Annotated in this window: 16 protein-coding genes; 6 read left to right on the top strand and 10 right to left on the bottom strand. The window is 64.1% G+C overall.

Annotation, left to right across the window (positions count from 1 at the left end):
• A complete protein-coding gene (locus O9Z70_RS10160; RefSeq protein WP_286018706.1) occupies window positions 1-1,572 on the top strand; it encodes a HoxN/HupN/NixA family nickel/cobalt transporter in 1,572 nt (523 codons plus the stop codon).
• Between the two features lie 168 nt (window positions 1,573-1,740).
• Window positions 1,741-2,763, top strand: coding sequence for a ferrochelatase (gene hemH / locus O9Z70_RS10155; protein ID WP_286018705.1), 1,023 nt, complete (start codon window positions 1,741-1,743; stop codon window positions 2,761-2,763).
• A gap of 77 nt (window positions 2,764-2,840) precedes the next feature.
• Here the strand turns inward: hemH and O9Z70_RS10150 are convergent, their stop codons facing one another.
• From O9Z70_RS10150 to O9Z70_RS10135, 4 genes are all read right to left on the bottom strand, one after another.
• Window positions 2,841-3,203 carry an SH3 domain-containing protein gene (locus tag O9Z70_RS10150; protein ID WP_286018704.1) on the bottom strand — a complete coding sequence of 121 codons (363 nt, stop codon included), beginning with the start codon at window positions 3,201-3,203 and terminating at the stop codon, window positions 2,841-2,843.
• A gap of 115 nt (window positions 3,204-3,318) precedes the next feature.
• Window positions 3,319-3,534 carry a hypothetical protein gene (locus O9Z70_RS10145; protein WP_286018703.1) on the bottom strand — a complete coding sequence of 72 codons (216 nt, stop codon included), beginning with the start codon at window positions 3,532-3,534 and terminating at the stop codon, window positions 3,319-3,321.
• 140 nt (window positions 3,535-3,674) lie between these two features.
• On the bottom strand, window positions 3,675-6,290 hold the full coding sequence (gene uvrB, locus O9Z70_RS10140; RefSeq protein WP_502870121.1) for an excinuclease ABC subunit UvrB: 2,616 nt from the start codon (window positions 6,288-6,290) through the stop codon (window positions 3,675-3,677).
• Window positions 6,291-6,408: 118 nt separating this feature from the next.
• Window positions 6,409-7,098 (bottom strand): spermidine synthase family protein, encoded by a 690-nt coding sequence (locus O9Z70_RS10135; protein ID WP_286018702.1) that lies wholly within the window; start codon window positions 7,096-7,098, stop codon window positions 6,409-6,411.
• Between the two features lie 178 nt (window positions 7,099-7,276).
• On the opposite strand from O9Z70_RS10135, the gene O9Z70_RS10130 reads away from it, so the two are divergent.
• The gene (locus O9Z70_RS10130; protein WP_286018701.1) at window positions 7,277-7,648 is read left to right on the top strand and encodes a DoxX family protein; all 372 of its coding nucleotides are present in this window, start codon (window positions 7,277-7,279) and stop codon (window positions 7,646-7,648) included.
• A 75-nt stretch (window positions 7,649-7,723) separates the two neighbouring features.
• Here O9Z70_RS10130 and O9Z70_RS10125 read toward each other — a convergent pair whose 3' ends face one another.
• The 3 genes from O9Z70_RS10125 to O9Z70_RS10115 all read right to left on the bottom strand — a co-directional run bounded on the left by O9Z70_RS10125 (window position 7,724) and on the right by O9Z70_RS10115 (window position 9,557).
• Window positions 7,724-8,380, bottom strand: coding sequence for an SH3 domain-containing protein (locus tag O9Z70_RS10125; RefSeq protein WP_286018700.1), 657 nt, complete (start codon window positions 8,378-8,380; stop codon window positions 7,724-7,726).
• Window positions 8,381-8,570: 190 nt separating this feature from the next.
• Window positions 8,571-8,960 carry an acyl-CoA thioesterase gene (locus O9Z70_RS10120; RefSeq protein WP_286018699.1) on the bottom strand — a complete coding sequence of 130 codons (390 nt, stop codon included), beginning with the start codon at window positions 8,958-8,960 and terminating at the stop codon, window positions 8,571-8,573.
• Window positions 8,961-8,963: 3 nt separating this feature from the next.
• Complete coding sequence (locus O9Z70_RS10115; RefSeq protein ID WP_286018698.1) at window positions 8,964-9,557, bottom strand: thymidine kinase; 594 nt, start codon at window positions 9,555-9,557, stop codon at window positions 8,964-8,966.
• Between the two features lie 250 nt (window positions 9,558-9,807).
• On the opposite strand from O9Z70_RS10115, the gene O9Z70_RS10110 reads away from it, so the two are divergent.
• Window positions 9,808-10,197, top strand: a complete 390-nt coding sequence (locus O9Z70_RS10110) for a DUF2147 domain-containing protein (protein ID WP_286018697.1) — start codon at window positions 9,808-9,810, stop codon at window positions 10,195-10,197.
• 44 nt (window positions 10,198-10,241) lie between these two features.
• Here O9Z70_RS10110 and O9Z70_RS10105 read toward each other — a convergent pair whose 3' ends face one another.
• The 3 genes from O9Z70_RS10105 to O9Z70_RS10095 form a co-directional block, all read right to left on the bottom strand.
• Window positions 10,242-11,147: a DMT family transporter gene (locus tag O9Z70_RS10105; RefSeq protein WP_286018696.1), complete on the bottom strand. Its 906-nt coding sequence runs from the start codon at window positions 11,145-11,147 to the stop codon at window positions 10,242-10,244.
• Between the two features lie 120 nt (window positions 11,148-11,267).
• Window positions 11,268-11,696: a CBS domain-containing protein gene (locus tag O9Z70_RS10100; protein ID WP_286018695.1), complete on the bottom strand. Its 429-nt coding sequence runs from the start codon at window positions 11,694-11,696 to the stop codon at window positions 11,268-11,270.
• Between the two features lie 130 nt (window positions 11,697-11,826).
• The gene (locus O9Z70_RS10095) at window positions 11,827-12,123 is read right to left on the bottom strand and encodes a hypothetical protein (protein ID WP_286018694.1); all 297 of its coding nucleotides are present in this window, start codon (window positions 12,121-12,123) and stop codon (window positions 11,827-11,829) included.
• Between the two features lie 171 nt (window positions 12,124-12,294).
• Here O9Z70_RS10095 and O9Z70_RS10090 point away from each other — a divergent pair, with 171 nt between their 5' ends.
• Window positions 12,295-13,497 (top strand): pyridoxal phosphate-dependent aminotransferase, encoded by a 1,203-nt coding sequence (locus O9Z70_RS10090; protein ID WP_286018693.1) that lies wholly within the window; start codon window positions 12,295-12,297, stop codon window positions 13,495-13,497.
• A gap of 96 nt (window positions 13,498-13,593) precedes the next feature.
• Window positions 13,594-15,219, top strand: a complete 1,626-nt coding sequence (locus O9Z70_RS10085) for an MFS transporter (RefSeq protein WP_286018692.1) — start codon at window positions 13,594-13,596, stop codon at window positions 15,217-15,219.
• Window positions 15,220-15,274 lie beyond the last annotated feature (55 nt).

Below are 15,274 nucleotides of genomic sequence, written 5' to 3'. Positions count from 1 at the left end.
TTGGGTTTCTCGGGCTGGCGCAAATGGGTCGCCGCAACGGCATTGGCATGGCTTGGAACGTCCCTGCCGGCGGTGGCGCATCCTCATATCTTTATCGACGCACAGGTCGAAATCGGCTTCGATGAGGCGGGCCGGCTCTCGGCGCTTCATCACAGCTGGACCTTCGACACTGCGTTTTCCGTGTGGATGGTGCAGGGGCTCGATGCCAATGGCAATGGCGTGGTCGAGCCGGAGGAAATGCAGGAACTGGCCGACGAGAACATGCTCGGGCTGGCTGATTACGATTTCTACACCGTGGCCGGAGACGGCATGGATTTCGTCGCGACCGGCGACCAGCGCATGCGCTACGAGGACAATAGGGTCACGCTGGATTTCACCATCGAGGCGGTAGAGCCGCAACCGGTGGGCGGGCGTTTCGAGCTGGGCGTCTACGACGCCGAATATTACGTCGCCATCGCCTTCGACGATGTGGCGGATGTGGCGCTGAAGAATGCGGCGGCGGATTGCACGATCCGGCTCGAACCACCGACGCCGATGTCGCGCGAGATCGAGGAACGGCTTTATGCGCTGGGGCCGGAAGTGCTGGAATTGCCGCCCGACCTGGCGGCGGCGATGCGCGGCACGCAGGGCATGATCGTGCTGACCTGCGGCGCGGCGCGGCCGCCGGCAAATGCGGTGGAGGCGGTGAACGAAATGGCGCAGGGCCGGGCAGCGACGCCTTTCGGCGGGCCGCCGCCGGAAGTAGGACTCAACCTGCCGCGCACCGGCTTTTTCGGCTGGCTGCAACAGCAGCAACGCGATTTCTACATGGCGCTGACCGGGGCGCTGGACGCGCTGCGCAGCGATTGGACCGCCTTCTGGGTGCTGGGCGGGCTGAGCTTTCTCTATGGCGTGTTCCATGCCGCCGGACCGGGGCACGGCAAGGTGGTGATTTCTTCCTATGTGATGGCCAATGAGCGGCAATTGCGCCAGGGCGTGGTGCTGAGCGGCATTTCGGCCTTGATGCAGGCATTGGTGGCCATCGCCTTCGTGCTGGTGCTGGCGGGATTGCTGAACCTGACCAGCACGGCCATGGGCGAGGCGGCCCATTGGGTCGGCGTGGTTTCCTATGGCCTGGTGGCGCTGCTGGGGCTGTGGCTGGTGCTGCGCAAGGTCTTTGGCTGGGGCCATAGCCATGGCGCACACGATGGACATCATCATCATGACCATGCCGATCACGACCATATGCATCATGCCGTGGGGCCGGGGGATATTCGCGGCGATTGGCGGGAGCAATTGGGCGTGGTGCTGGCGGTCGGATTGCGGCCCTGTTCGGGGGCGCTGGTGGTGCTGGTCTTCGCGCTGTCGCAGGGCTTGCTGGCCGCCGGCATCGTCTCGGTATTGCTGATGTCGCTCGGTACGGCGATCACCGTGGCGAGCCTGGCGACGCTGGCGGTGATGGCCAAGGGGCTGGCGGCGCGCATTGGCGGGGCGGAAAGCGCCCTGGCTGGCCATATCGTGTGGTGGGCGGAACTGGCGGGCGCGGTCTTAGTGCTGGGTTTCGGCGTTCTGCTGCTGATTGCCAGCTTCTAGAGCGCGAAAGCGGGCATGACATTGTGGGAACCGACTGAGCCGGAACGAGAGTGAAACGGGTCAGTCGCTGATCCAGATCAATCCGGAGCGCGACCCATCGCCGCCTTGCCCTCGGGGCATAAAAGGTTAAGGTGCGCGCCATTCTGGAACCCTTCCAAACTGGTCCTTATGTCCGCACAGCTTTCTCCCGCCCATTCGCCCGCTTCCAATGAGAAGATCGGCGTCCTGCTGATCAATCTGGGAACGCCGGACGGCACGGATTATTGGAGCGTGCGCCGCTATCTGGGCGAGTTCCTGTCCGATCCGCGCGTCATCGAGACGCCGAAATGGCTGTGGTGGCCGCTGCTCAATCTCGGCATTCTCAGCACCCGCCCGCAGAAAAGCGGCGAGGCCTATGCGCTGATCTGGGACCGGGAGCAGAATGACAGTCCGTTGCGCGTTATCACCAAGGCGCAGCAGGTCAATCTGGCGCAGCGCCTGGCGGGCGAGAACATCGTCGTGGATTATGCCATGCGCTATGGCAATCCCTCGATCCGGAGCGCGCTGGACAAGATGGAGCAGGAGGGCTGCCGCAGAATCCTGCTGGTGCCGCTCTATCCGCAATATTCGGCGACGACGACGGCAACGGCCAATGACAAGGCGTTCGACGCGCTGCGCAATATGCGCTGGCAGCCGGCGGTGCGCACGGCACCGGCCTATTACGCCGATCCGCAATATGTCGCGGCTTTGGGCGATTCCATCCGCGATGGCGTCGCGGCGCTGGATTTCGAGCCGGATGTGGTGCTGACCTCCTATCACGGCTTGCCGCAGAGCTATGTCGATCGCGGCGATCCCTATGAGCGGCATTGCCACGAGACCACGCGGCTGGCCTGCGAATATCTCGGCTGGCCCGCCGAGAAGATGAAGGTCACCTTCCAGTCGCGCTTCGGGCCGACGCAATGGCTGACGCCGGCGACCGACACGACGCTGGAAGAGCTGCCCAAGCAGGGCAAGAAGAAGGTGGCGGTGCTGGCCCCGGCCTTCCACGCCGATTGCATCGAGACGCTGGAAGAGATTTCCATCGCCGGCCGCGAGAGCTTCCTCAAGGCCGGCGGCGAGAAATTCGCCTATATTTCCTGCCTCAATGACAGTACCGCCAGCATGGATTTCATCGAAGCCATGGTGCGGCGCGAATTGTCGGGCTGGCTCTGAGCTCTCCCTGAGCTCGGCCTGTCTGAAGGCCCCTCACCCGGCCTTTGGCCGACCTCTCCCCCAAGGGAGAGGTGAAGCTACCAGCCCGGGCCGGCGAAGTCCGGCGGGGTGACGTTGACCAGCCCGCGGCCGACGATCTGGTTGCGGGCGACCCAGCCATAATCGGGAATGCGGCAGAAGGTCTTGGCATTGGCCGGCCAGAGCGTGTGGCCGGCATCGCCGATCCAGGAGCCGCGGCGGCTGTCGCTATCGGTCTGGGTGCAATAATCGATGGGGATTTCGGTGCCGTCGGCAATGCGCCCGATGATCGGGAAGCGGTCGTCGGGGCCGGTATAGACGGCGATATTGCCGCCCGAGACGCGGGCGGTGATGGTCATGGCCTGAGCGGGGGCGGCCAGGACAAGGGCCGCGAGCAGGGCGAGAAGGATGCGGGTGCGCATGGGACGCTCCGAAAAGGTTGCTTCTCTGTCAATGCGCGACGGGCGTGGCGGGTTCAAGGCATGGGACCCCTTGCCTCGTCCGCAAGCCCGTGCATTCGCGTGAATATGTTCGGCGTCAGCGGCGGCGGAACAGGGCCAGCCAGATCAGGCCGATGCCGATTATTCCCAGCGCCGCGCCGCCCAATGCCCAGGGCAGCGACGGTCCTTCCAGCGCCTCGCAGGCGCCCACGCAGGCGATGGGCTCGATGACGATGGCGCCCACGCCCTGCAAAAACCACAAGCCGCCCAAGAGCAGGGCGGCAATTCCCAGGATGAGGCCAAGCCATTTCATCTTTGCGTCCTTCCGGAAGGGGTCAGGTCGTTCGAGAAGCGATGCAGGGCAGGCAAAGGAACCGCCGATTCCCTCTCGGCATCCGCTGCTCCAGACCGTCAGACACCAGCCGCCATTCGAGCATAGAGATTTGCCGAAGGCTAGGCGTCCGTCATGCCCGAGCCTTCCAGCGTATCCAGTTCCATTTCCCGCAGGCGCTTGACTTCGTCGCGCAGTCTGGCGGCTTTCTCGAATTCGAGGTTCGTTGCCGCCTCGCGCATTTCGCGTTCCAAATCCTTGATGACGGTGGCCAGATTGTCGCCGGTGACGGTCTTTTCCTTGCCGTCCTTGCCCTTGCCGATGGAAATGGTGACGTGGTCTTTTTCGTAGACGCTGTCGACGATGTCGTTGATGCGGGCCTTGACCGATTGCGGGGTGATGCCGTTGGCCTCGTTATAGGCGACCTGCTTTTCGCGGCGGCGGTTGGTTTCGGCGAGGGCGCGGGTCATGGAGCCGGTTTCGCGGTCGGCATAGAGCACGACGCGACCGTCGACATTGCGGGCGGCGCGGCCGATGGTCTGGATCAGCGAGGTTTCGGAGCGCAGGAAACCTTCCTTGTCGGCGTCGAGAATGGCGACGAGGCCGCATTCGGGGATGTCGAGGCCTTCGCGCAGCAGGTTGATGCCCACCAGGACATCGAATGCCCCCAGGCGGAGATCGCGAATAATCTCGATGCGCTCGATGGTGTCGACGTCCGAGTGCATGTAGCGCACACGAATGCCCTGTTCGTGCATATATTCGGTCAGGTCCTCGGCCATTTTCTTGGTGAGGACGGTGACGAGCGTACGATAGCCCAGCTTGATGGTCTGGCGGATTTCGTCGATGACGTCATCCACCTGATGGGTGGCGGGGCGGATTTCGACCGGGGGATCGATCAACCCGGTGGGGCGGATGACCTGTTCGGCGAAGACGCCGCCGGTCTGTTCCATCTCCCAGGAGCCCGGCGTGGCCGAAACATAGACCGATTGCGGGCGCATGGCGTTCCATTCCTCGAAGCGGAGCGGGCGATTGTCCATGCAGGAGGGGAGGCGGAAGCCATATTCGGCCAGGGTCGCCTTGCGGCGCAAATCGCCGCGATACATGGCGCCGAGCTGGCCGATGGTGACGTGGCTTTCATCGACGAAGACCAGGGCGTCGTCGGGGAGATATTCGAACAGGGTCGGGGGCGGCTCGCCGGGCTTGCGGCCGGAGAAATAGCGCGAATAATTCTCGATGCCGGCGCAGGAGCCGGTGGCTTCCATCATTTCGAGATCGAACAGGGTGCGCTGTTCGAGGCGCTGGGCCTCGAGGAAGCGGCCGGCGCCGTTGAGCTCCTGCAGGCGGGCGGCAAGCTCGCTGCGGATCAGCTTGATCGCCTGGTTCATGGTGGTGCGCGGCGTCACGTGGTGGGAATTGGCATAGACGCGGATGAAGGTGAGATCGGCCGACTTCTTGCCGGTGAGGGGGTCGAATTCGGTGATGTTCTCGACCTCGTTGCCGAACAGGGTGACGCGCCAGGCGGCGGCTTCATAGTGGGCCGGGAAGATTTCGACGGTATCGCCGCGCACCCGGAAGGTGCCGCGCACGAAGCCGGTATCGCCGCGCTTGTATTGCAGGGCGACGAGCTTGGCGAGCAGCTGGCGCTGGTCGATCTTCTCGCCCTTCTGCACGTCGATGGTCATGGCGGTATAGTCTTCCACCGAGCCGATACCGTAGATGCAGGAGACCGAGGCGACGATGATCACGTCGTCGCGTTCGAGGATCGCGCGCGTCGCCGAGTGGCGCATGCGGTCGATCTGCTCGTTGATGGTCGATTCCTTCTCGATATAGGTGTCGGTGCGCGGGACATAGGCCTCGGGCTGGTAATAATCGTAGTAGGAAACGAAATATTCGACGGCGTTATCGGGGAAGAAGCCCTTGAATTCGCTGTAGAGCTGGGCGGCCAGGGTCTTGTTGGGCGCCAGGATCAGCGCCGGACGCTGGGTGCGGGCGATGACTTGGGCGGCGGTGAAGGTCTTGCCGGAGCCGGTGACGCCGAGCAGGACCTGGTCGGTCTCGCCATTTTCGACGCCTTCCACCAGTTCGGCGATAGCGGTCGGCTGGTCGCCGGCGGGGACATATTCGGTGTCGAGGCGGAAGGGCTTTGAGGCGCCGCTTTTGAGCGGGCGTTCGGGACGATGCGGCACCCAGGGAGCGGAGCCCTCCACCTCCTTGCGGCCATGCAGGATGATCTGTTCCAGCGCCTTGACCGTGGCGGTGACGCCGACAGTGGTGGCGTTGGCCAGGTCCTCGCCCTTTTTCGCCTTGGCCTTCTTGGTGGCATCGGTGAGGGCGGCACGAATTTTCGCCGTGGTTTCGGGATCGGCGGCGGCGGCGCGGGAAATGTCGCGGGCGGAAAGCTGCGAGGCCGGGACATGGTTGAAGCCGGCCTGCGGCGCTTCACCGAACCCCTCGAAGTCGACGCGGTCGACGGCATTGATCTTGGTCTTGCCGGTCTTTTTCGACATGCCGGTGGCGGTGTCGTGGCTGGATTTGGTGGTGCGGCGCTTCTCAAGGGCGGTCTTGGGAGCGGCCGCCGCTTTTTCCGCCGCTTCCGCGCGGTCGAGGGCGCGCTTGTTCTTCATGCGCTCGGCATAAAGCGGCTTGCTGGCGGCGATGTCCTCGGCCTTTTCGATCTCGGCGAAGAACTCGTCGATGGAGAATTCAGCCTTGCCCGGCCGAGTGGACTTGGGAGCCATGGAAACACCGATGCGCTGGAATGCGACTCACATGGGGAACGAGACGCATGAATGCAATGTTCCGGCCAGCATAAAGGCTATCGAACGGAGAGGGAACAGGGGCTGCTGACAGGCGGCGTCAGGAAGGCAGCTTCTGGCCGCCGGGCCGGGTGGCGATCCAGATGGTGTGGCGGGCGCCACGGCCGGTTTTGCGGGCGCGGACGCCGAGTTCCTCGACGGTGAGGCCGCTGCGCTTGAGCCGGCGGGTGAATTGGGCATCGGGCGCCGAGGACCACACCGCCAGATGGCCGCCGGGCGTGAGGGCGGCCTTGGCGGCGGCGAGGCCGGCGGCATTGTAGAGCCGGTCATTGGCGGGGCGCGACAGGCCATCGGGCCCATTGTCGACGTCGAGCAGGATGGCGTCGAAGGGCTTGCCGCCGCCAATGGCCTTGGCGACATCGCCCTCGTGAATGCTGACGCGGGGATCGTCGAGGCTGGCGCCGTGGATGGCGCTGAGCGGGCCGCGCGCCCAGGCGATGACGGAAGGCACCAGTTCGGCAATGACGATGTCGCTGTCGGGGCCGAAACTATCCAGGGCGGCGCGGAGGGTGAAGCCCATGCCCAAGCCGCCGATCAGTACACGGGGCCGCTGGCGGCTGCCGATGCGGGCGGCCGAGAGGGTGGCCAATTGCTCTTCCGAGCCGCTGAGACGGCTGTTCATCAGCTCGATCGTGCCGGACATGATGGAAAACTCGCCGCCGCGCTGCATCAGCTTCAGCGGGCCGCCGCCCGGCATGGTGGTTTCATCGAGCTTGATCCAGGGCAGCATGAGGGACTCCTGTGTGACCGGTGCCGGCGCGGGCTGTAGTCCTGGCTTGTAGCCAGATTTTTCCCCGGCGTCATTGATGATGGGACGGCTGGCGACGTGCGATGATGTCGAATCCCGGAGCATTCGTTCGTTGACAGGGCATGGGCGGCGCGGTGCCGCTATTGGAGAGGGTCGAAAAATGCAAAAAGCCGGATGGGTGCTGAGCGGGTTGATCGCGCTGTTCATGCTGGCGGCGTCGGTGGCGCCGAAATTACTGCAACTCGATATCGCCAGCGAGCCGATGGCGGTGGTCGGCTGGCCGCCGAAATATCTGGTGCTGATCGGGCTGATCGAGCTGGCCTGCGTGGTGCTGTTCCTCATTCCCCGCACCGCCTTGCTGGGAGCTCTATTGTTCACCGGACTTCTGGGCGGGGCGCTGGCGGCCAATCTGCGGGTCGATAATCCACTGTTCAGCCATACGCTGTTCAGCCTTTATCTCGGCATTGCCGTCTGGGTGGCTTTGTGGCTGCGGGATGAGAAGGTGCGGGAAATATTGCCGCTTCGGCGCTAGGGCGGAGCCGGAACAGCGCCGCCCCAGGGGGCGGCGCCAGGCATCGGATGCGTCAATGTATCGGCGGCTGCCGGATCAGCGGACGCGGATCGAGGCGATATATTTGTCGAAATCACCGAGGCTCGAGGCGCTGGTGCTGTAAGTGCGGCAATTGCGGAATGCCACTTCCGAACAGACTTCGACGCGGACACGCGACGGATTGTTAATCGAGGAGATGCGGTCGGTCCAATTGCCGAGATCGCGGATGCTCTCACCCTGCTTGGCGCAGATGCTGGTGCCGCGGAAATTGGTGCGATCGAAGAAGCAGACCTCGGCAACCGGGCGAACGATCGGCGGTGGGCGCGGGCCGGGGCGCTGCGGCTGATTGCCGACGCCGATATTGATCTGCGGGCCATCCGGACCGCCAATGGTGAAGCCGAAGGACAGGCCCGGATTGGATGGATTTACCGGCCGGCCGCTGGTCGAGAGATAGCTGGCGGAAACCCAGCCATTGACGCCGCGGGCTCGCACCAGGCACCACGAGCCCTGGCAGCGTTGAACGTCAACCTGCTGGCCGCGATGCAGGGTGCTGATGACTCCATGACTGGTGCCCGGGCCGGAGCGCACATTGACATTGGCGGTGGCGGCGCCGGGCGCGGCCTGTGCCGCCGGCAGGAATACCAGCGCTGCGGCAGCAGCCACGGCAATGCCGGTGACGATATTGAGCAGTTTCTTGCGAGTCTGACGGTGCATCTCATGCTCCCTCTGGCGCTGGCTTGCCGGCTCCGGCCTTCCGGAGCAATGCAGGCGGCTAGCTTGCCGATTGTTAATGTTCTGAGAAACGGAACCGGGCCCGAAAGGGTTCCGGCCATCCCCAGGCGGCGCCCGCAGGCAGCCTGGGCAGAAAGAAACACGTGCTGGCTGAACGCAGTCTGAACGGGCGTCAGGCGGGTGGGATGGGCGCCTTCTTGCCGCTGTCGTCAATGGCCACATAGACGAAACGGCCTTCGGTCACTTTCACCCGGTCGTCCTGGCGGTTGCGCCGGGCCCAGGCTTCCACTCCCACGGTGATGGACGTGGTGCCGATCCTCTCGATCGTCGTATAGACGCAGAGCACATCGCCCACCTTGACCGGGGAGATGAAGGTCATGGCTTCCACGGCGACCGTGACGGTGCGACCCCTGACGCGTTCATGGGCGGCAATGGAGCCGGCAATATCCATCTGGCTGAGCACCCAGCCGCCGAAAATGTCGCCGGCGGGATTGGTGTCGGCGGGCATGGCCAGGGTGCGGATGGTCAGTTCGCCCCTGGGCTGGGCAGCGTCGTTCGGCATGATCTAGGGTCCTTTCACCGGCCAGCGGCCGAAGGCTTCCTCCCAATGCCGGCGGCAGAGGGAAACATAATCGGCCTTTTCGGGCGCTATGTTACTGCCATCGGTCTGCACGCGGCCATGCTCATTGCGCCGCACGACCATGGTGGCCTTGGCGCCGCAATGGCAAATGGTGCGGATTTCGCGCAGATTATCGGCAATGGCGAGAAGTTCCACCGCGCCGGGGAAGGGGCGACCGAGAAAATCGGTGCGCAGCCCGTAGCACATCACCGGAATATTCAGGCGATCGGCGACACGGGCCAATTGCCAGACATGCTCGCGCGTCAGGCACTGTACCTCGTCGAGGAAAACGCAATCGATCTTGGATTCCTGGGCATAATCGCGGATGCGCTGGAACAGATCGTCATCGTCGTCATAGAGCTCGGCGGGCTCGGAAATGCCCAGACGCGAACTGATCGTTCCCGGCTGGCCGCCCGCATAGGCGGCGCAGGTGAACAACAGGACCCGCAGGCCGCGTTCGCGGTAATTGTGGGCGGCTTGCAGCAAGAGGGTAGATTTACCCGCATTCATTGCCGCATAAGAGAAGTAGAGTTTGGCCATGATCCTGCCCGGAAACTGGGTTCCGTTGTGGCCCAGCCGGAGGCGGGGCGCGAGGGCAAAACCGGAGCGTCCACAAAAAAAGGCCGCCCGCTGGGGCGGCCAGGACAGATCGGTGGCAAGTCCCGGCTATGGGGAGGCCGGGACGGATGAACCATTAGTCCAGACGGGTGACGGGAGCGTGACGATGGCGTTCAGTTTGCGTTCAGCCGCCCCGGGGCAGATTTCGCGCCAGTTTCAACGGGAGCCCAGTATGACCAGATTGTCCCGCTATATCCTCGCCATCATCCTCGGCCTTGCCACGGCTTTGCCGGCAATGGCCTCGCCGGTGGGCCAATGGGAGATCGAGTTCGGGGATTCCCGCTATGACGTGACCATGTGCGGGGACGGCACGCAATTATGTGCCGAGCTGATCTGGCTGGGCAATGGCGCCGACAATGCCGAGAACATGCCTTATCTCAACACCCTTTTGATCGACCGCGCCACGCCGGTCCGGCCGGGTCAGTGGCGGGGCAAGCTGCATCTTTTCGGCCAGACTGCCGATGGCACGATCACCCAGGTGAATGCCGGCCAGATCACGCTCAGGGGCTGCGTTGTTTTCGTGATCTGCAAGAGCTACGATCTTTATCGGATGGCGCCGTAAAACCGTCCCCAAACTACGCTCGTCATCCTGGCGGTTGACGCGGCTCAATTGGTGATGCGGGGCGCGTGGGTCTTGCGCCGCGCCCAGAGCGGGGGCACCGCCTCCACCATGAAAATGGCCGCGAAAATCAGCGTGGCTCCGGCATAGCCCACCGGCGGCAGGCGTTCGCCCAGGATCAGGGCCCCGCCCAGGGCGGCAAAGAGGCTTTCGGCCGAAAGGATGATGGCGACATTGGCCGGAGGCACATGTTGCTGCCCCACCGCCTGAAGCGTGAAGCCCACGGCCGTGGAGAATATGGCGGCATAGGCGATTTCCATCCAGCCGCCGGCAATGGCCTCGACGGTCGGCGCTTCGGCGCCCAGGGCGATGGCGCTGGCGACAAGGCCGGCAAAGAGAAAGCTCATGGCCGAGACGAAGATGGGCAGTCCGGTCAGGCGCGCCACATGACCGAGCAGGATGACATGCAGGGCCCAGAAGACGGCGCTGCCCACGATCAGCCAATCGCCGCTATTGAAGCTGTCGAGGCCGCCGCCGTTCAAATAATAGATGCCGACCAGGGCCAGGGGCACGCCGACGAAAATGATCGGATGGGCGCGGGTGCGGAACAGGACATAGCCGAGCAGCGGCACGAAGAAGACATAGAGCCCGGTGAGAAAGCCGCCATTGGTGGCGGTGGTGGTGGCCAGCCCCGCCTGTTGCAGCCAGGAGCCGAGGAAAAAGACCGTGCTCATGGCGGCGATGAAAAGCCAATGCAAGCGGGTGAGCGTGACCGGCTTGCGGCGGCGCTCATGCAGGGCGAGCGGCAGGACGAGAAGGCCGCCGAGCAGATAGCGTGTCCCGGCAAAGCTCAGCGGCCCCATGCTATCCATCGCCGATTTCTGGGCGATGAAGGCGAAGCCCCAGAACATGGTGCAGACGAGCAGCAGGGCGGTGGCGAGGGGGCGGGACATGAAGGCGATCCGGTTGGTGCAGAACCTGCCCTTGCCCGCTCCCGGCCTGTTCCGCAAGGGGGAAACGGCTTGTCGCCCTCGCATCAGACGCGAGGGTGACGATCCGGGGAGGAGGTCCGGTCAGCCGGCGATATAGTCGCGCAGGGCCTCGGCTTCCTGTTCCACCTGCTCGATCTTCTGCTTGACCACGTCGCCGATGGAGACGATGCCGACCAGCTTGCCGTCCTCGATCACCGGCATGTGGCGGATGCGACGGCTGGTCATGCGCTCCATGACATCGGCGATGGGGGTCAGGCGCTCGCAGGTGATCACCCCCTTGGTCATGCAGGCGGCGATATTGGCGGCCAGCGCGCCCGTGGGGTTGCGGCCGAGCTGGCGGACGATGTCGCGCTCGGAGAGGATGCCGGCAATGGCGTCGTTTTGGCCGGTAATGACCAGGGCGCCGATATTGTGGGTATTGAGCAGGGCAATGGCATCGGCCAGCGTGCCGGTTTCGGGAAGCGTGTGGACCGTAATGCCCTTGGTCTGCAGGATAGTCTCAACGTGCATTGGTCAATCCTCCTTGCGGCAAGGAGTGTGGACTGTGGCGCCAGGCCCGGCAATAGGCCGAAAGTCACAAAAAAGGCCGGCGCGGGCGCCGGCCAGTAGCAAGAGGGAGAACAAGTTCGTGTTTGCTGGCTCAGCCGCCGGGCTGGTCGGGCGACCAGCGGAGCCGCCGGGAGGGGCGGTCGGCGAGCTGAGCGGGGAGTGCACCGCGCCGCACGAAGCGGGCGGCTTCGAAGAGCAGGACCAGGACCAGCAAGGTCAGCGGGATCATGAAGATCGCCACCTGGGTATCGGGCTGGCTGGCAATATTGGCGGCCTTGGCCGGGGTGACGCCGGCAATAAGCGCCATAACGGCCGAGGCCAGAACCAAGATGCCGAATAAAGCTGCAAGCCCGATTTTCTTGCGGCTGGGGGACGTGGATATGTGCATGGGATCGACGTCGCTATCCTCGCTTCAACGATTTCATAGAAGCGAGCCAATGCGGTCCCAATATGAAGGGCTATGGGTCATTTGGCGGCGGAAGTGTGGCGCGGCAGACGGTTTGCGCTTCCGCCGCGGCCCCGCTTGCACTAAACCGGAGCCGCTAATCTGGAGGCGGTGATGGGTTTTCTTTCCGATGCATTGGGGCGGGTGGCGCCATCGGCGACGGTAGCGATCAGCCAGCAGGCGCGGCTGATGGCGCAGGAGGGCAAGGACATCATCGCGCTCTCCGCCGGCGAACCGGATTTCGACACGCCGGAAAATGTCCGCGACGCCGCCAAACGCGCCATGGACGAGGGCAAGACGCGCTATACCAATGTGGATGGCATTGCCGAACTCAAGGAAGCGGTGGCGGCCAAGTTCCGCCGCGATAACCGGCTGGAGGTGAGTGCCGCCGATTGCTTTGTCGCCTCGGGTGGCAAGCAGATCATCTTCAACGCGTTGATGGCGACGCTCAATCCGGGCGACGAGGTGGTGGTGCCGGTGCCCTATTGGGTGAGCTATCCGGAAATCGTGCGGCTCTGCGGCGCGGAGCCGGTATTCGCGGTGGCCGATGCCTCGACCGGCTTCAAGCTTAAGCCGGAGGCGCTGGAGGCGGCGATTACGCCCAGAACCAAGTGGCTGATCCTCAATACGCCGTCAAATCCGACCGGCGCGGCCTATTCGGCGGCGGAATTGAAGGGGCTGGCCGAGGTGCTGATGCGACATCCGCATGTGCATGTCCTGACCGACGACATCTATGAAGTGCTGGTCTATGACGGCAAGTCCTTTGCGACCATCGCCCAGGTGGAGCCCGGCTTGCAGGCCCGGACACTGACCATGAACGGGGTCTCGAAATCCCATGCCATGACCGGATGGCGCATCGGCTATTGCACCGGGCCCCGGCCGCTGCTGGCGGCGATGACCAAGTTGCAGGGGCAATCCACCACCAATGCCTCGTCCATTTCGCAATGGGCGGCAGTGGAGGCGCTGACCGGACCGCAGGATTTCCTCAAGGAATGGCGCGAGGTGTTCCAGCAGCGCCGCGACATGGTGGTGGCAGGGCTCAATGCCAATACCGGGCTCGATTGCCTGACCCCGGAAGGCGCGTTCTACGTGTTTCCCTCCTGCCAGAGATTGCTGGGCAAGCGAAGCGCCGGCGGCAAAATGCTGGCGACGGACGAGGATTTCGTCATGGCGCTGCTGGAGGAGCAGGGGGTGGCGCTGGTGCATGGCGCGGCTTTCGGCCTGCCGGGGCATTTCCGCCTCAGCTATGCGGCGAGCAATGCCGAACTGGAGGAAGCGGTGCGGCGAATCCAGGGATTCTGCGCGGGTATTTCCTGATCGGTTCGTCGCGGTGTGAACGGTTTGGCAAGCAGAATAGTTGGACTAGAGTGACAACGTGCCGTTCGCATCGCGTTTAACCCGTTAGGTCTGATCATGTCTGAGCGTCCCTCCATGCTGGCTCCCTTCCGGCATGAAACTTTCCGCATGCTGTGGCTGGCGACGCTCGTGTCCAATCTGGGCGGCCTGGTGCAATCGGTCGGCGCGGGCTGGATGATGACCACCCTGACCACCTCGCACAATATGGTCGCCCTGGTTCAGGCATCCACCACCTTGCCGATCATGCTGTTCTCGCTGGCGGCGGGGGCGCTGGCGGACAATTTCGATCGCCGGATCGTCATGCTCGTTGCGCAGTTCGGCTTGATGGCGGTGTCCATCATGCTGGCCGTGCTGACGGTGCTGGGCATGCTGACGCCATGGCTGCTGCTGAGCTTCACCTTTCTGATCGGATGCGGCACGGCGCTGTTCAATCCGTCCTGGCAGGCTTCGGTGGGCGATATCGTGCCGAGGAGCGACCTGCCCGGGGCGGTGACGCTCAACTCGATGAGCTTCAACATGATGCGCAGCGTCGGGCCGGCGGTGGGCGGCCTGATCGTGGCGCTGGCGGGCGGCGCGGCGGCGTTCGCGGTGAATGCGGTGTCTTACGTGCCGTTGATCGCGGCGCTTTGGCGGTGGAAGCCGGAGGCGACGACGAGAAAGCTGCCGCGAGAACGCTTTGGCAGCGCCATGTGGGCGGGCATCCGCTATGTGTCGCTATCGCCCAACCTGACCACTGTGCTGTTCCGCGGCTTCGTGTTCGGGTCGGCGGCGGTCTCGATCCTGGCGCTGCTGCCGTCCATAGCCAACGAATATGTCGGCGGCGGGGCCCTGGTTTACGGCACTTTGCTCGGCTGTTTCGGCCTGGGGGCCATTGGCGGGGCGTTTCTGAACGGGCGCATTCGCGAACGCTTCAGCAATGAAGTCATCGTGCGGGTCGCCTGTCTGGGCTTTGCCGTGAGCTGTATCGGCCTAGGGTTCAGCCGCGATCCCCTGCTGAGCCATCTGGTGCTGATGCCCGCCGGCGCCTGCTGGGTACTGACCATGTCGCTGTTCAACGTCTCCATCCAGCTCTCCTCGCCCCGTTGGGTGGTCGGGCGGGCGCTGTCGCTCTATCAGACGGCGACCTTCGGCGGCATGGCGCTCGGCAGCTGGGTCTGGGGCGTGGGCGCCGATATTGCCGGCCCTGACTGGGCACTGGTGGGGGCGAGCGTGGTTCTGCTGCTTTGCGCGGCGGTGGGCCTGAGCGCGCCGCTTCCGGAATTCAATTCGCGCGACCTCAACCCGCTCGGCACGTTCAACGAGCCGGTGCTCAAGCTGGATCTGCGGGCGAGGAGCGGCCCGATCCTGGTCATGGTGGATTATCGCATCGATCAGGCGGATATCGACAAGTTCCTCGAGCTGATGGCGGCGCGGCGGCGTATCCGCATCCGCGACGGCGTCAGGCAATGGGCGCTGCTGCGGGATTTGCAGCAGCCGGACCTGTGGATTGAAAGCTATCACGTTCCCACATGGGACGATTACGTGCGGCACCAATTGCGGCGCACCAAGGCCGATGCGGAAAATACGGAGGCGCTGCGGGTCCTGCATAGCGGGGAGAGGCCACCGGAGGTGCACAGGATGATCGAGCGTCAGACGGTGCCGCTGCACGACGATACGCCGCTCCGGGATCTCCCGGAGGTCTGAATTTCTTCGACGGTTCGTGAAAAAAAAGCCCCGCCCGAGGGGATGGGCAGGGCTT

The sequence above is a fragment of the Devosia sp. YIM 151766 genome (genome assembly GCF_030285925.1).
GTDB lineage: Bacteria > Pseudomonadota > Alphaproteobacteria > Rhizobiales > Devosiaceae > Devosia.
The sequence above is the reverse complement of the archived record's forward strand: the minus strand, read 5'-3'. Positions and strand labels throughout refer to the sequence as shown.

Excerpts from the sequence above, each read along its gene's own strand:
- hemH (WP_286018705.1), top strand. The coding sequence starts at position 1,741 with ATGTCCGCACAGCTTTCTCCCGCCCATTCGCCCGCTTCCAATGAGAAG.
- O9Z70_RS10105 (WP_286018696.1), bottom strand. The coding sequence starts at position 11,147 with ATGTCCCGCCCCCTCGCCACCGCCCTGCTGCTCGTCTGCACCATGTTC.
- O9Z70_RS10095 (WP_286018694.1), bottom strand. The coding sequence starts at position 12,123 with ATGCACATATCCACGTCCCCCAGCCGCAAGAAAATCGGGCTTGCAGCT.
- O9Z70_RS10145 (WP_286018703.1), bottom strand. The coding sequence starts at position 3,534 with ATGAAATGGCTTGGCCTCATCCTGGGAATTGCCGCCCTGCTCTTGGGC.
- O9Z70_RS10090 (WP_286018693.1), top strand. The coding sequence starts at position 12,295 with ATGGGTTTTCTTTCCGATGCATTGGGGCGGGTGGCGCCATCGGCGACG.
- O9Z70_RS10130 (WP_286018701.1), top strand. The coding sequence starts at position 7,277 with ATGCAAAAAGCCGGATGGGTGCTGAGCGGGTTGATCGCGCTGTTCATG.
- O9Z70_RS10085 (WP_286018692.1), top strand. The coding sequence starts at position 13,594 with ATGTCTGAGCGTCCCTCCATGCTGGCTCCCTTCCGGCATGAAACTTTC.
- O9Z70_RS10110 (WP_286018697.1), top strand. The coding sequence starts at position 9,808 with ATGACCAGATTGTCCCGCTATATCCTCGCCATCATCCTCGGCCTTGCC.
- O9Z70_RS10125 (WP_286018700.1), bottom strand. The coding sequence starts at position 8,380 with ATGCACCGTCAGACTCGCAAGAAACTGCTCAATATCGTCACCGGCATT.
- O9Z70_RS10135 (WP_286018702.1), bottom strand. The coding sequence starts at position 7,098 with ATGCTGCCCTGGATCAAGCTCGATGAAACCACCATGCCGGGCGGCGGC.
- O9Z70_RS10115 (WP_286018698.1), bottom strand. The coding sequence starts at position 9,557 with ATGGCCAAACTCTACTTCTCTTATGCGGCAATGAATGCGGGTAAATCT.
- O9Z70_RS10120 (WP_286018699.1), bottom strand. The coding sequence starts at position 8,960 with ATGCCGAACGACGCTGCCCAGCCCAGGGGCGAACTGACCATCCGCACC.
- uvrB (WP_502870121.1), bottom strand. The coding sequence starts at position 6,290 with ATGGCTCCCAAGTCCACTCGGCCGGGCAAGGCTGAATTCTCCATCGAC.
- O9Z70_RS10100 (WP_286018695.1), bottom strand. The coding sequence starts at position 11,696 with ATGCACGTTGAGACTATCCTGCAGACCAAGGGCATTACGGTCCACACG.
- O9Z70_RS10150 (WP_286018704.1), bottom strand. The coding sequence starts at position 3,203 with ATGCGCACCCGCATCCTTCTCGCCCTGCTCGCGGCCCTTGTCCTGGCC.